Origin of the sequence: Gluconobacter roseus NBRC 3990, assembly GCF_006538885.1 — a bacterium.
In the GTDB taxonomy this organism is placed as follows: Bacteria; Pseudomonadota; Alphaproteobacteria; order Acetobacterales; family Acetobacteraceae; genus Gluconobacter; species Gluconobacter roseus.
Map to the genome: position 1 here is coordinate 83,010 of NZ_BJLY01000002.1, position 13,396 is coordinate 96,405.

13 protein-coding genes are annotated in these 13,396 nt (G+C 57.7%); 7 read left to right on the forward strand and 6 right to left on the reverse strand.

What is annotated here, in order from left to right:
* The 3 genes from GRO01_RS04320 to GRO01_RS04330 form a co-directional block, all read right to left on the reverse strand.
* Complete coding sequence (locus GRO01_RS04320) at window positions 1–825, reverse strand: ABC transporter permease (protein ID WP_062508956.1); 825 nt, start codon at window positions 823–825, stop codon at window positions 1–3.
* Window positions 822–1,802 (reverse strand): ABC transporter ATP-binding protein, encoded by a 981-nt coding sequence (locus tag GRO01_RS04325; RefSeq protein WP_062508954.1) that lies wholly within the window; start codon window positions 1,800–1,802, stop codon window positions 822–824. Before GRO01_RS04325 ends, GRO01_RS04320 begins: the two co-directional genes overlap by 4 nt.
* A 174-nt stretch (window positions 1,803–1,976) precedes the next feature.
* Window positions 1,977–2,405 (reverse strand): Lrp/AsnC family transcriptional regulator, encoded by a 429-nt coding sequence (locus GRO01_RS04330; RefSeq protein WP_062508952.1) that lies wholly within the window; start codon window positions 2,403–2,405, stop codon window positions 1,977–1,979.
* Window positions 2,406–2,527: 122 nt separating this feature from the next.
* Here GRO01_RS04330 and GRO01_RS04335 point away from each other — a divergent pair, with 122 nt between their 5' ends.
* Entirely contained in the window at window positions 2,528–3,604 is a 1,077-nt protein-coding gene (locus GRO01_RS04335; protein WP_062508951.1) for a saccharopine dehydrogenase family protein, read from the forward strand.
* 13 nt (window positions 3,605–3,617) lie between these two features.
* Here the strand turns inward: GRO01_RS04335 and GRO01_RS04340 are convergent, their stop codons facing one another.
* Window positions 3,618–4,688: a YeiH family protein gene (locus tag GRO01_RS04340; RefSeq protein WP_062509061.1), complete on the reverse strand. Its 1,071-nt coding sequence runs from the start codon at window positions 4,686–4,688 to the stop codon at window positions 3,618–3,620.
* Between the two features lie 120 nt (window positions 4,689–4,808).
* On the opposite strand from GRO01_RS04340, the gene GRO01_RS04345 reads away from it, so the two are divergent.
* The gene (locus GRO01_RS04345) at window positions 4,809–5,708 is read left to right on the forward strand and encodes a LysR family transcriptional regulator (RefSeq protein ID WP_062508948.1); all 900 of its coding nucleotides are present in this window, start codon (window positions 4,809–4,811) and stop codon (window positions 5,706–5,708) included.
* A 68-nt stretch (window positions 5,709–5,776) separates the two neighbouring features.
* On the opposite strand, the gene GRO01_RS04350 is transcribed toward GRO01_RS04345, so the two are convergent.
* Window positions 5,777–5,983, reverse strand: a complete 207-nt coding sequence (locus tag GRO01_RS04350) for a cold-shock protein (RefSeq protein WP_024717199.1) — start codon at window positions 5,981–5,983, stop codon at window positions 5,777–5,779.
* Window positions 5,984–6,254: 271 nt separating this feature from the next.
* Complete coding sequence (locus GRO01_RS04355) at window positions 6,255–6,893, reverse strand: TetR/AcrR family transcriptional regulator (RefSeq protein ID WP_167494573.1); 639 nt, start codon at window positions 6,891–6,893, stop codon at window positions 6,255–6,257.
* 359 nt (window positions 6,894–7,252) lie between these two features.
* On the opposite strand from GRO01_RS04355, the gene GRO01_RS04360 reads away from it, so the two are divergent.
* From GRO01_RS04360 to GRO01_RS04375, 5 genes are all read left to right on the forward strand, one after another.
* The gene (locus tag GRO01_RS04360) at window positions 7,253–8,749 is read left to right on the forward strand and encodes an aldehyde dehydrogenase family protein (protein ID WP_062508945.1); all 1,497 of its coding nucleotides are present in this window, start codon (window positions 7,253–7,255) and stop codon (window positions 8,747–8,749) included.
* On the forward strand, window positions 8,749–9,888 hold the full coding sequence (locus GRO01_RS04365) for a GMC family oxidoreductase (RefSeq protein ID WP_231490244.1): 1,140 nt from the start codon (window positions 8,749–8,751) through the stop codon (window positions 9,886–9,888). Before GRO01_RS04360 ends, GRO01_RS04365 begins: the two co-directional genes overlap by 1 nt.
* A 71-nt stretch (window positions 9,889–9,959) precedes the next feature.
* On the forward strand, window positions 9,960–10,343 hold the full coding sequence (locus GRO01_RS13535) for a GMC oxidoreductase (RefSeq protein ID WP_231490242.1): 384 nt from the start codon (window positions 9,960–9,962) through the stop codon (window positions 10,341–10,343).
* 117 nt (window positions 10,344–10,460) lie between these two features.
* Window positions 10,461–12,032, forward strand: coding sequence for an acyl CoA:acetate/3-ketoacid CoA transferase (locus GRO01_RS04370; protein ID WP_062508943.1), 1,572 nt, complete (start codon window positions 10,461–10,463; stop codon window positions 12,030–12,032).
* A 40-nt stretch (window positions 12,033–12,072) separates the two neighbouring features.
* Window positions 12,073–13,335, forward strand: a complete 1,263-nt coding sequence (locus GRO01_RS04375) for a glycerate kinase type-2 family protein (RefSeq protein ID WP_062508940.1) — start codon at window positions 12,073–12,075, stop codon at window positions 13,333–13,335.
* The last annotated feature ends 61 nt before the right edge of the window (window positions 13,336–13,396 follow it).

The following is a 13,396-nucleotide window of genomic DNA, read 5'->3' on the forward strand; positions in this document are numbered from 1 at the left end:
TCAGGCACCCTGCACCTCCAGCCGGTTCACGGTCTGACGCATCCACAACCGTCCAAGGAGTGTCAGGGCTGCAAGCCAGAAGATCTGCAGGCCAAGACCTGTTGCAACGCCACCGGGAATGGGCGTTCCGAGATAGATACGGATCGGAATGTCGGTGATGCCGGCGAAAGGTTGCACAAGCAGGAACGGGCGGATCCAGTCAGGATAAAGCGGCAGGGGCAGCAGCATCCCGGACAGCAGGACCGCCAGAGGCGTCCCAACCGCGTAGCTTCCCAGCGGCGAAAGCGTACGGGCCGTGAGGATATTCCAGCCCATGACGATGGTGGCGGACAGCAGTGCGCCGAGCGCAATGGAAACGAGGGCAAGGATTGCGGATATCAGGCTCGCAGGGGGTGCGAGGCTCCAGGCCCCCAGACCGACAATCATGGCCAGCGGCCCGGCCACGCAGGCCAGCAAGACCGCGCGAGGCACGGCGTTCCCTAGCAGTCGCGCCAGGCTGGCAGACAGCCACCAGTTCCACATATCGACTGGCCGAAGCAGGTCATAGACGATGGAACCTGTCCGGGCGGCGTCTCCGATCGCAGGCAGACAGCCAAGCGGCAGAAGCGTGAAAAGCGACTGCTGGATCCACGTATAGGTCATGGCCTGTCGCAACGAAAGTGGGGCCTGCACGTCCGGAGCCGCATGATAGACAGAAGCGTAGGCCATCAGGGTCACGGCGCCGAACCACATCTGCGCCACCAGTCCGGCGACGACAGCGATGCGGTATCGCAGGCCGATCTTCCATTGCAGACCGAAGGCCGTGAGATAAGGGCGCAGGCTCATGCTGGGTGATCCGCATAGAAGCGCGTGATGATCTCGTCGATCGAAGGGCGGCTGATCCGCAGATCGTCGAGGCCGGGTAAATGGCCGACATGCGCGACGAGAGCCGGGGCAGGGATCTGGCGCGGGTCAAAAGTGATCGTGATACTGTGGGGCTCGCGCGCGGTTTCGCTGGCGCCGGCGGGAAGCGTCAGTTCGGGGGGCGTATCATGGAAATCGAGTTCGAGAATACGCTCGGACAGGGTTGTCATCCGCAGATCCTCGAACGGACTATCTGCCAGAATGCGACCATGGCCGATGACGATCACGCGCTCTGCGAGAGCTTCAATGTCGTGCATGTCATGGGTCGTCAGCAGAACAGTAGTACCCCGGTCCCGGCAGAGTTCGTGGACAAACGCCCGCACGGCGAGCTTGGACGGTGCGTCCAGCCCGATTGTCGGTTCATCGAGAATGAGAATGTCCGGATCATGAATGAGGGACGCCGCGATTTCCGCACGCATTCTCTGCCCAAGCGAAAGCTGACGCACGAACTGGTCCATGATCCCGCCAAGATCGAGCGCATCTGCCAGACGGGCGCGGTTGCGGGCGAAACGCTCAGGCTCGACGCCATAAATGTCGCGCAGAAGGGCGAGACCCTCACCAACCGAAAGATCCCACCACAACTGTGTCCGCTGACCGAACACGACGCCAATTCGCGCCACATGAGCCACACGGTTTGTCCACGGAACCAGCCCGTTGACCTGCACCTCTCCTGAACTCGGACGCAGGATACCGGAAAGGATCTTGATCGCCGTCGATTTTCCCGCGCCGTTCGGACCGATGAAGCCTGCGATCTGGCCTTTGGGCACGGAGAAGGAAATCCCGTCCAGCGCAACAATGTCCCGCGTTTTACCCCGCCAGCTTCCTCCTTCGCGGATACGATAGGTTTTCCGCAGATCACGGACCGTAATGGCGTCTGAAGTGGAAAGAGGCGTCTGCATCAGGGCTCCGTGATGATCGGGGAAGGGAATTTTTCAGAAACAGTGACCAGCGGAAAATAATGAAATCAATAGATTTCTAATGCAGAGCCGGAAATCAGAGCCTGCCTTGCCGGATATTCTTTCGAATTATTTGCTATTAAACCTGCCTGAAGCAGGACAACATGTACCGCGGTTTCAGCTTCCCTTTCTGAAGCGCGTTGAGAGGATGATCGCCGAAACGGTCCGTTCCACGCCGTCCAGCTGCCCGATATCGTCAATCGCCCTGTTGATGCTTTCAGTCGTTGACGCGCCAAGAAGGGCAATCAGGTCCGAGGCTCCGCTGACGGCATGCAGTTCCCGGAGTTCCGGCAGCATTTTCAGATCCCGCTCCACCTTCTGGCTATGGCGCGGCGTGATGACGATCGAAACATGCGCGCGTACCAGATCGTCATCCGGACTTTCTAGAAGCGTATAGCCCCGGATGTGACCCTGCCGTTCCAGACGCTCAATGCGCCCCTGCAGTGTGGTGCGGGATATCCCCAGTCTGCGGGCCAGCGCAGCAGTAGGGGTGCGCGCATTGCGGCGCAGGATATCGAGAAGGGCCTGGTCGATCTGATCCGTCATTCTGCCTGTTATATCCGGCATTCTGCCGATGGAAACGGCTTTTTGCCGTCAGCCTGCCGCTTGAGATCCGTCGTCTTCGGTCATGATCATTTCCATAACACTTCCGGAACAGGATCATCACGATGAAGCAGGTTACAGTCGCAGGCGCAGGCAAGATCGGTTCGGCCATCGCAGAGCTTCTCCATCACGGTGGCTACCAAGTGACGCTGCTCGACTGTCACGCGGATTATCTTAAGAGCCTGAAACTGCCGGAAGGAATCGTGCGCCAGACGGCTGATATCGCACACGGCCTCGATCCCGCAGTGCTTGCAGGACAGTTTGCCATCCTTTCCGCACTGCCCTTCCATCTGACGCGGACCGTCGCCAAAGCGGCAGTAGTGGCGGGCGTGCATTATCTGGACCTGACCGAGGATGTCGCCTCTACAAAGGACGTCAGGGCACTGGCCGAGGGCGCATCAACAGCGTTCATTCCGCAATGCGGTCTGGCGCCGGGCTTTGTCTCCATTGCTGCGCATGATCTGGCCGGGCATTTCGATGAGGTCGATACGATCCGGCTGCGCGTCGGTGCCCTGCCACGTTTCCCGTCCAATGCTCTAGGCTACAACCTGACCTGGAGCACGGAAGGCCTCATCAACGAATATATCGAGCCCTGCGAAGCCATTGTGAACGGAAAGCGTGCTCTTGTTCCTGCGCTCGATGGCATGGAAACGCTCGGTGTGGACGGGGTCCTCTACGAAGCTTTCAACACATCAGGCGGACTTGGATCGCTGTGCGAGACCTATGAAGGGCGGGTTCGCGAGCTCAATTACCGGACCATGCGCTATCCGGGCCATCGCGACATCATGAAGGTGCTGCTGTCGGATCTGCGCCTGTCAGAACGCCGCCATATCCTTCAGGATATTTTCACGCATGCCATTCCGGGGACGTCTCAGGATCTGGTGGTACTCTCGGTCATCGTCACGGGCACGCGTCATGGCAGACAGCATCAGGAAACGCTGGCCCGGACCATTCAGGCGCGGGACTTCATGGGCGGCTATCGTACCGCCATCCAGTTGACGACGGCAGGCTCAATCTGTGCCGTTCTGGATCTGCTTGCCGAAGGAAAAATTCCGACCAGCGGGTTTGTCCGCCAGGAAGATATTCCCCTCGATGCCTATCTGGCTAACCGATACGGACAGGTTTACCAGCAGCAGAACTGAACCGCCTGTTGCCTCAGTGGCACATCAAAAGCCGGACCAGCAGAAGGCTGGTGCTGACAAGGCCTGTGAGAGACATCAGCACTGTCAGCACCAGCGGGCGGCCGGCCCGGAAGACGGAGCGGATATCAATCCCCAGGCCAAGCGCTGCCATTGCCAGAATGGTCAGGAAAGTGGCTGTCTGGCTGAGAGGCGCAATCAGGGCTGATGGGATGGCATCGAATGAGCGGATGATCACCATCAGCATGAAGCCGATGATGTACCACGGCACGAGGGAGGTCAGCTTTTGACGTTGGCCGGGACGGGTGGTGACCAAAGTGGGGTCGTTCCGGTCTGTTCGACCGTCCAGAAATGAAAGAGCGATGCAGACCGGACCAAGCATCAGCACGCGCATCAGCTTGACGAGCGTTCCCATTTGCAATGCTGCCGGTCCGAAAGGAAAAGCCGCCGCCATGACCTGCGGGACGGCATAAACTGTCAGCCCCGCAACGGCCCCTTTGGCGATGTCTGGCATGTGCAGACAGGACAGCAGGAACGGCAGTCCGAGCACGACCGCAAGGCCTCCTGCTGCGGTAAAGGCAATCGTCGCGCCAACATCCTCGTCACGGGCATGAACGGCGGGTGCTGCCGCCATGATTGCGGAATTGCCGCAAATGGAATTGCCGCAGGCCACAAGAAGCGTCTGGGTTGGCGAAAGACCGTTCAGCCGTCCGGCCCAGCAGGTGAAAACAAGGCTGAAAATCACCATACCCATAACAGACAGCAGAAGTTCCGGCCCGGCAGAGAGGACAGCCTGCAGACTGAAGGTCGTGCCCAAGATGACGATGGCGATGTTGAGAAGTGTCTTGGAGCAGAATTTTATACCCGGCTGAAAAGATGTTGCCGGTTTGTAAAAGGAGCGGAAGACAACGCCAGCAACCAGTGCAAGATTGAGTGCTTCAAGAAATGCCTTGCCTGTAACCGCCCGCTCCAGACCTTCGAGACCGTAAGCCAGAACCGTAATTCCAATGCAGAGACTAATCCCCGGAATACGGGAATTTGTCAGAGCAATGGATGGGAATGGCGAATGATATCCCGGGCGCGATATGGACTTCACGATACTCTCTCCTTGATCGTGACGATTTAGGAGATCGTAAAACCATCGTTCCAACGCATAATTTTGCTGATTCCAATCAAAAAAAGCGATGAATTGTGCTATCAGACCATCATGACCCTTGATCAGCTCCGTCTTTTCATCGCTGTTGCCGAGCGCGAACATGTCACCGCTGCAAGCCGGGCGATGAATGTGACCCAGTCAGCAGTCTCGGCTGCGATTGCCGCTCTGGAAGGACGCTATGGGGTCAAACTGTTTCACCGGGTGGGACGGGGCATCCGTCTGACCGAGGCCGGGCGTCTTTTTCTGCCGGAAGCCCGCGCAGTCATCGCCCAGGCGACAGCGGCAGAGCATATTCTCGACGATATCAGCGGGTTGAAACGGGGCACGCTGAAAGCCGTGGCCAGCCAGACGACGGCGGCCTACTGGCTTCCTCCCATTCTGGTCGCTTTCCACAGGAAATATCCGCAGATCACCGTAGAACTCGCGATCAGCAACACTGAAGAAGCAGCGCGAAAAGTCAGGGAAGGTGAGGCTGAACTGGGGATTGTGGAAGCCATCGTCGATGATCCGGCACTGGCACAGTGGCCTCTTGGTGAAGATCATCTCATCATCGTGCAGGCGGAAGACAGGGTTTCCGAGCCCATAGGGAAAGACTGGCTAAAAGCTCAACCCTGGGTCATGCGGGAGCCCGGTTCCGGGACGCGCGCCACTTTGGAACATTATCTTCGAAGCCTCGATATCCTCCCGGAAGAACTGGATATCAGTCTCGTTCTTCCGTCAAACGAAAGCGTAAGGACCGCTATTGAGGCAGGGGCAGGGATCGGTGCCCTGTCGTCGCTGGTGGTTGCGCCAGCGCTTCTGGCCGGAACACTGCATGCTGCGTCCGACGTGCTGGAAACCCGCTTTTTCTATGGGTTGCGGCACAAAGAGCGTTATCGAAGCCCTGCTGCCGATGCGTTGCTGGACATGATCGAGCGTGCGGGCAGAACTGCGAAGGAACAGAAAGTTTAGGCGAGCAGGCATAAAAAAAGCCGCCCTGACGGGCGGCTTTCTGCACATCGGAATGTACAGCAGGGCAATCAGATTGCCTTGATGCTCACTGCCGACGTCTTGCCGTTGCGGCCAGACTCGAGCTCGTAAGAGACATGCTGACCTTCGTTAAGGGTGTGCATTCCAGCGCGCTCGAGTTCAGAGATGTGAACGAACGCATCCTGGCCACCGTTGTCAGGCTGGATGAAACCAAAGCCCTTGGTGGAGTTAAACCATTTTACGGTGCCTGTTGCCATAACGAGGCTCCTTTTTAACAATAGCAGTCGTGCACAAGATACGCACGAAATCATAACTCTTAAGGGGAACGAATGACGCAACATGCGTCGAAAACCCGCTCAGGAGCACCTGCCAACACCAGATAGACGTTAAATCGCCCGTGACTGCAAGAGAAAAATCGGTTTGCAGGAAAATAAATTGTAACAGGAATTCAATATCGGGTCTGATGATGTCCTGAATTCAGACCGTTTTCAAAGCCCTTATATAATTAACACAGTTTGTAAACTGGGTTTAATTCTTACAGACAAGGCGGCAGATCGTTTCAATATTGAAGGTAATTCTTTCCTGTAAGGCTTCCGGAGATGTGAAATCCCGCTCGAAGATTACCGCGCCCGTGAAGCGGTTCGTGAAATAATAATAGTTGATCGAGGCGATGGTGATGTTGAGCTGTGCCGCATCAATGTCTTCGCGAAAGACGTTTTCCCGCACCTCGCGATCCAGCAGGGCCTGAATACGGCGGATAAATTTCTGACTGACCGTTCTCAGCGTAGGGGAGTTCTTGATGTGGACAGCCTGGCAGAGGTTTTCGCTATTAACCAGTGTGATGAACTCGGGATTTTTGATGTAATACTCCCAGGTGAAACGGACGAGCGTTTCAAGCGCAGCTCTGGGGGGAAGATTTTCCAGATCGAGTTTTGTCTCCTCCGTCCGGATATTCAGATATTCCCGCTCCAGCACTGTCCTGAAGAGGCCATCCTTACTTTTGAAATAGTGATACAGCATCCTCTTGTTGGCTTTTGCATCCAGGGCAATTGCATCGACCCGGGCGCCTTCGAGGCCATTTTTTGAAAACTCTTTTTTTGCGGCTTCGAGAATGCGTAGTTTCGTGGCTTCCGCGTCCCTGACACGCGTCTTTACGGAGATGGACATTCTTTTTTTCTCAGGGGGCATCAGTCGCCTGTTCCGCACTCAATAGGAGCGCTCTCTTTGCGGGAAACTGCCATAAAATGGAAGCGCCGCAAAAGATCACACACAAAATGAGAAAAAATATCAACGTAACGTGATTTCATGCTGGTGCACCCCTGCGATATGTGTAAGTAACTACATGGTGCATTACGCGTTAGGAAGCTGGAACCCCGAAGCCTCTGGTCAAATGCAGGTGAGGGAATCTGTAATTCAGAACTGTCTGTAGCAGTATTTATTAGGGTTCTTGAGTTCGAGACGTAGAAATTCGGGTTTTGCATCGAAGACATGATGGAACAGGCCCAAAATTAGCAGGAAGAAGACTCATGAATGTTGTCTCAAAGAAGAATACTTTACCGTTAAAGCCTCGCGAATTCGGCTTCTTTATTGATGGAGAATGGCGCACCGGTAGGGATTTTTTCGACCGTTCATCGCCCGCTCATGATGTGCCTGTCACACGTATTCCACGCTGTACCCGCGAGGACCTTGATGAGGCCGTGGCTGCTGCCCGTCGTGCTTTTGAAAACGGAAGCTGGTCCGGCCTGCCGGCAGCGGAGCGTGCCGCGGTTCTTCTGAAAGTCGCGGGACTTCTGCGCGAGCGTCGTGACGAGATTGCCTATTGGGAAGTGCTCGAAAACGGCAAACCCATCAGCCAGGCCAAGAGCGAGATTGATCACTGTGTCGCCTGCTTCGAGATGGCTGCCGGTGCTGCCCGCCTGCTGCATGGCGATACGTTCAATAATCTGGGCGAGGGCATGTTCGGTATGGTCCTGCGGGAACCGATCGGGATTGTTGGCCTGATTACGCCTTGGAATTTCCCGTTCATGATCCTGTGTGAGCGTGCACCGTTCATTCTTGCATCCGGCTGCACACTGGTCGTCAAGCCTGCCGAAGTCACGAGCGCCACAACGCTTCTTCTGGCGGAAGTTCTTGCCGATGCCGGGCTGCCGAAGGGCGTTTTCAACGTCGTGACCGGGACGGGACGCACGGTCGGGCAGGCCATGACCGAGCACCAGGATATCGACATGCTGTCCTTCACGGGTTCCACGGGCGTTGGCAAGTCCTGTATCCATGCGGCGGCTGACAGCAATCTGAAGAAGCTTGGCCTTGAGCTTGGTGGCAAGAACCCGATTGTCGTGTTTGCCGACAGTGATCTGGAAGATGCGGCTGATGCCGTGGCCTTCGGGATCAGCTTCAACACTGGGCAGTGCTGCGTGTCTTCGAGCCGCCTGATTGTCGAGCGGTCCATCGCCGAAAAGTTCGAGCGCCTTGTCGTGGCGAAAATGGAGAAGATCCGCGTTGGCGACCCGTTCGATCCGGAGACGCAGATCGGCGCCATCACGACGGAAGCGCAGAACAAGACCATTCTGGACTACATCGCCAAGGGCAAGGCAGAAGGCGCCAGGCTGCTTTGTGGTGGCGGCGCCGTTGATTTCGGCAAGGGGCAGTATATCCAGCCAACGCTTTTCACGGATGTGAAGCCTTCCATGGGCATCGCACGTGACGAGATCTTCGGCCCGGTTCTGGCCTGCTTCCATTTCGATACCGTCGATGAAGCGATCTCGATCGCCAATGACACGGTTTACGGCCTGGCCGCATCGGTCTGGAGCAAAAATATAGACAAAGCGCTTGCGGTGACCCGTCGTGTTCGCGCCGGTCGCTTCTGGGTCAACACGATTATGAGCGGTGGTCCGGAGACTCCGCTGGGTGGTTTCAAGCAGTCGGGCTGGGGCCGTGAGGCCGGTCTGTACGGCGTTGAGGAATATACGCAGATCAAATCTGTCCATATCGAGACTGGCAAACGTTCGCACTGGATTTCGTAATGACGAGCGGTTTTGATTACATCGTTGTCGGTGGCGGTTCGGCTGGCTGTGTTCTCGCAGCCCGCCTTTCCGAAAATCCTTCCGTCCGTGTCTGTCTCATCGAGGCAGGCCGGCGGGATACTCATCCTCTGATTCACATGCCGGTCGGCTTCGCCAAGATGACCACCGGCCCGCATACCTGGGATCTTCTGACCGAGCCGCAGAAGCACGCGAATAACAGGCAGATTCCTTATGTTCAGGGTCGTGTCCTGGGTGGCGGATCGTCAATTAACGCGGAAGTTTTCACCCGCGGGCACCCATCCGATTTCGATCGGTGGGCCGCGGAAGGCGCAGATGGCTGGAGCTTCCGGGACGTCCAGAAATATTTCATCCGCTCTGAAGGCAATGCGATTTTCGCTGGTGACTGGCACGGGACGAATGGGCCGCTCGGGGTTTCCAACCTCGCAGACCCGAACCCGACCAGCCGTGCATTCGTCCAGAGCTGTCAGGAAATGGGATTGCCCTACAATCCCGATTTCAATGGCGCCTCGCAGGAGGGGGCTGGCATCTACCAGATGACGATCCGGAACAACCGGCGCTGCTCGACGGCTGTGGGGTATCTGCGTCCGGCTCTGGGGCGGAAGAACCTGACGGTTGTGACACGCGCGCTGGTCCTGAAGATCGTCTTTAATGGGGCGCGGGCAACGGGTGTGCAGTATATTGCCAATGGCACCCTGAACACGGCCGAAGCGACGCAGGAAATCGTTGTCACAGCCGGAGCCATCGGAACACCGAAGCTAATGATGCTGTCGGGTGTCGGACCTGCGGCGCATCTGCGTGAGAATGGCATCTCGGTCGTGCAGGATCTGCCGGGTGTGGGCGAGAACCTTCAGGACCATTTTGGCGTGGATATCGTGGCCGAACTCAAGACTGACGAGAGTTTCGACCGGTACAGGAAGCTTCAGTGGATGCTCTGGGCTGGCCTTGAATATACGATGTTCAAGTCGGGGCCTGTCGCGTCGAATGTGGTTGAAGGGGGAGCCTTCTGGTACTCTGATCCGTCTTCCGACATTCCTGACCTTCAGTTCCATTTCCTTGCCGGAGCTGGTGCGGAAGCAGGAGTCACGTCCGTACGAAAGGCGCTTCGGGAATTACGCTGAACAGCTATGTACTGCGGCCAAAATCCCGCGGAACAGTGCGGCTGCGTTCCGCAGATCCGAGGCTCAATCCAATGGTCGATCCCAATTTCCTTGGTGATCCGGCTGATCTCGAGACTTCTGCGGAAGGGGTACGGCTGAGCTACGAGATGTTCTCCCAGCCTTCCTTGCAGAAGCATATCAAGGAAACGTGTTTCTTTAGCGGTAAACAGCCTACGGCACAGATGTATCGCGACTACGCCAAGCAGCACGGTCGCACGTCCTATCATCCGACCTGCACCTGCAAGATGGGTCGCGATGACATGGCCGTTGTGGATCCGCGCCTGAAGGTCCATGGGCTGGAAGGGATCCGGATCTGTGACAGCTCCGTCATGCCCTCGCTGCTGGGATCCAACACCAATGCTGCCACGATCATGATTGGTGAGCGGGCCGCAGATTTCATCCAGGGGAACGCCTGAGCAGCGGCGTCCCCGTATTTTCAACACTTACAGACACTAGAAAAGTCGCGCAGTCACGCTGAGCTTTTTTAACCGGATTTCTGGTAACTAACCAGTTAGATACAAAGGCATTGGGACATGACCAAAGTCAGGACAGCGGCCGAGGCGGTAAGCCTCATCAAGGACGGAGCAACAGTCGCCGTCAATTCCTCATCGGGGCTTCTGTGTCCCGATGCGGTTCTGGAGGCCCTTGGACAGCGTTATGAAGCCACGAAGTCGCCCGCAAAGCTGACGACCGTCCATCCGATTGCCGCAGGCGACATGTTCGGGACCAAGGGCGTGGACCATCTCGCCCGTCCGGGTATGATTACGAAGATCATCGGCGGGTCCTATCCCTCAGGGCCGAGCAATGCCGAGCCGCCGCTGATCTGGCAGCGCATCCAGGCAGAAGATCTGGCCGCTTATAATGTTCCGTCCGGCGTGATTTTTGACATGCTGCGGGAAGGAGCGGCAAAGCGCCCCGGCGTCCTGACCAAGGTCGGGCTTGATACCTTCGCAGACCCGAAGCGCGACGGCTGCGCGATGAATGAGACGGCCCGGTTGAACCCGCTCGTCCATCACATGGATTTCGAGGGCGAGGACTGGCTGTACTTCCCCGCATTGCGCCCAGACGTGGCCATCATTCGTGGCTCGACGGCGGACGAAAATGGCAACCTGACCTTTGAGCAGGAAGGGGCCACTCTCGGTGCCATGGAAATGGCTCTGGCGGCTCATAACAATGGCGGTCTGGTGATCGCGCAGGTCCGTCGTGTGGCGGCGCAGGGCACGCTCAAGCCCCATGACGTCAAGGTTCCGGGTATTCTGGTGGACGTGATCGTCGAAGCGCCGGAGCAGCTCCAGACAACGGCTACGGCTTACGATCCCGCCATTTCTGGTGAGATTTTCCGTTCGCTCTCGACGTTCGATATTCCGGACTTTGGTCCGTCCAAAGTCATGGCCCGTCGCGTGGCGCAGGAGCTGAAACAGGGCTGGGCGGTGAACATCGGGTTCGGCATCTCGGCAAACGTTCCACGTATCCTGCTGGAAGAAGGGCGTCATGGCGCTGTGACATGGGTGATCGAACAGGGCGCCGTGGGTGGCATCCCGCTGCTCGACTTCAAGTTCGGATGCGCCAGTAATGCCGAGGCCTTTGTCGCGTCACCTCACCAGTTTTCCTATTTTCAGGCGGGTGGTTTTGACTGCTCCCTGCTGTCCTTCCTTGAGATCGGACAAAATGGCTCGGTGAATGTCAGTCGCCTCGCCGCCACACCGCATCGCACGGCGGGAGCCGGTGGGTTCGTCGATATCACGGCACGGGCCAAGCGCATCATTTTCTCGGGTAATTTCAATGCCGGAGCCAAGATGCATATCGAGGACGGGCGTCTGGTGATCGATAAAGAAGGCAAGATCGCAAAAATCGTGCCCGAAGTGTCGCAGGTGAGCTTTTCCGGCGCGCGTGCCACCGAAACGGGGCAGGAGATCACTTATGTGACGGAGCGTTGCGTTCTGAGGCTGCTGGATGGCAAGTTGACGGTCACTGAAATCGCGCCGGGGATCGACTTGCAGCGGGACATTCTGGATCAGGCAACGGCTCACCTCGAAGTCTTGCCCGATCTGAAGGACATGGACGCGGCTCTGTTCCGTGACGAACCCATGGGACTGACCCTGTGATTTTCACCCCTCGCGCCAGACGGACAGACAGGAACTGACCATGATGCTTCAGGACCGCATGTTTCTGACAGGACTCTTCGACGCGGCCGTTGGCGCGGCCGAGCCGGAGCAGATCCTAGCGGCGCATCTGCCAGAGCCCCCGAAGGGCCGAACGGTTGTGGTTGGCGCGGGAAAAGGCGCAGCCCAGCTCGCGGCGGCTTTCGAGCGCGTCTGGAAAGGGCCACTCAGCGGTGTGGTGGTCACGCGTTACGGCAATGTCTGCCCGACGCAGTCCATCCGGGTTCTGGAGGCCTCGCATCCCGTGCCGGATGAAGCAGGGCTGAAAGCCACGGAAGCGCTTCTCGAAGCGGTAAAAGGGCTGGGGCCGGATGATCTTGTTGTTGCGCTCATCTGTGGGGGCGGATCGGCTCTGCTGCCATCCCCGCCGCTGGGCATGACGCTTGAGGACGAGGCCGAACTGAACCGTGTCCTGCTCGCGTCAGGTGCACCGATTTCCGTCATGAACAGCATCCGCAAGCAGGTGTCGGGCATCAAGGGCGGGCGTCTTGCGGCTGCGGCGGCTCCCGCAAAGGTCGTGTCTCTGGTGGTGTCGGACGTACCTTTTGATGATCCTGCACAGGTGGCCTCTGGGCCCACGGTGCCGGATCTGGGAACGCGCGAGGATGCGCGTCGTCTCGCCAAAACGTGGAAACTGCGCCTGCCAGCCAAGATCCAGTCCTGGCTGGATGGGGAAGAGGGGCGCGCACCGCTGGCGACTGATCCGGTCTTCAGCAGGAACGAAGTGCGCGTAATCGCCTCGGCGCATCTGTCGCTGGAAGCGGCGGCGGAGAAAGTGCGGCAGGCGGGGATTTATCCCGTGATCCTGTCGGATGCGATCGAAGGCGAGGCCCGGGACGTCGCCAAGGTTCATGCCGCACTGGTTCGGGAAGTCATCCTGAGGGGACGTCCTTTCCGACGGCCTGTCGTCATCCTGTCAGGGGGAGAGACCACCGTAACCATACGCGGGCAGGGCGGCCGGGGAGGGCGCAATACCGAGTTTCTTCTGGCTTTTGCGCTGGCGGCGGAAGGCCTGCCGTTCTCGGCTCTGGCGGCGGATACCGATGGGATTGACGGCTCGGAAGACAATGCCGGGGCCTTTGCCGATGGTGTCAGTATGGAACGCCTGAGGGAAAAGGGATTCAACCCTGCGGATCTTCTGATGGAGAACGACGCCTATACCGCGTTCGAGGCGCTGGGAGACCTGTTTGTTCCGGGTCCAACCGGGACGAATGTCAATGATTTCAGAGCCGTACTGGTTCGCTAGGAACGGCTCAGAAACCTTCAATAATGATTGATCGGTGAGTGTGGCGAAAGCCGTAGTCTTT

Bases quoted from the DNA above. Each gene is read 5' to 3' on its own strand.
- GRO01_RS04320 (WP_062508956.1), bottom strand. From the start codon at position 825: ATGAGCCTGCGCCCTTATCTCACGGCCTTCGGTCTGCAATGGAAGATC.
- GRO01_RS04325 (WP_062508954.1), bottom strand. From the start codon at position 1,802: ATGCAGACGCCTCTTTCCACTTCAGACGCCATTACGGTCCGTGATCTG.
- GRO01_RS04330 (WP_062508952.1), bottom strand. From the start codon at position 2,405: ATGACGGATCAGATCGACCAGGCCCTTCTCGATATCCTGCGCCGCAAT.
- GRO01_RS04335 (WP_062508951.1), top strand. From the start codon at position 2,528: ATGAAGCAGGTTACAGTCGCAGGCGCAGGCAAGATCGGTTCGGCCATC.
- GRO01_RS04345 (WP_062508948.1), top strand. From the start codon at position 4,809: ATGACCCTTGATCAGCTCCGTCTTTTCATCGCTGTTGCCGAGCGCGAA.
- GRO01_RS04350 (WP_024717199.1), bottom strand. From the start codon at position 5,983: ATGGCAACAGGCACCGTAAAATGGTTTAACTCCACCAAGGGCTTTGGT.
- GRO01_RS04355 (WP_167494573.1), bottom strand. From the start codon at position 6,893: ATGTCCATCTCCGTAAAGACGCGTGTCAGGGACGCGGAAGCCACGAAA.
- GRO01_RS04360 (WP_062508945.1), top strand. From the start codon at position 7,253: ATGAATGTTGTCTCAAAGAAGAATACTTTACCGTTAAAGCCTCGCGAA.
- GRO01_RS04365 (WP_231490244.1), top strand. From the start codon at position 8,749: ATGACGAGCGGTTTTGATTACATCGTTGTCGGTGGCGGTTCGGCTGGC.
- GRO01_RS13535 (WP_231490242.1), top strand. From the start codon at position 9,960: ATGGTCGATCCCAATTTCCTTGGTGATCCGGCTGATCTCGAGACTTCT.
- GRO01_RS04370 (WP_062508943.1), top strand. From the start codon at position 10,461: ATGACCAAAGTCAGGACAGCGGCCGAGGCGGTAAGCCTCATCAAGGAC.
- GRO01_RS04375 (WP_062508940.1), top strand. From the start codon at position 12,073: ATGATGCTTCAGGACCGCATGTTTCTGACAGGACTCTTCGACGCGGCC.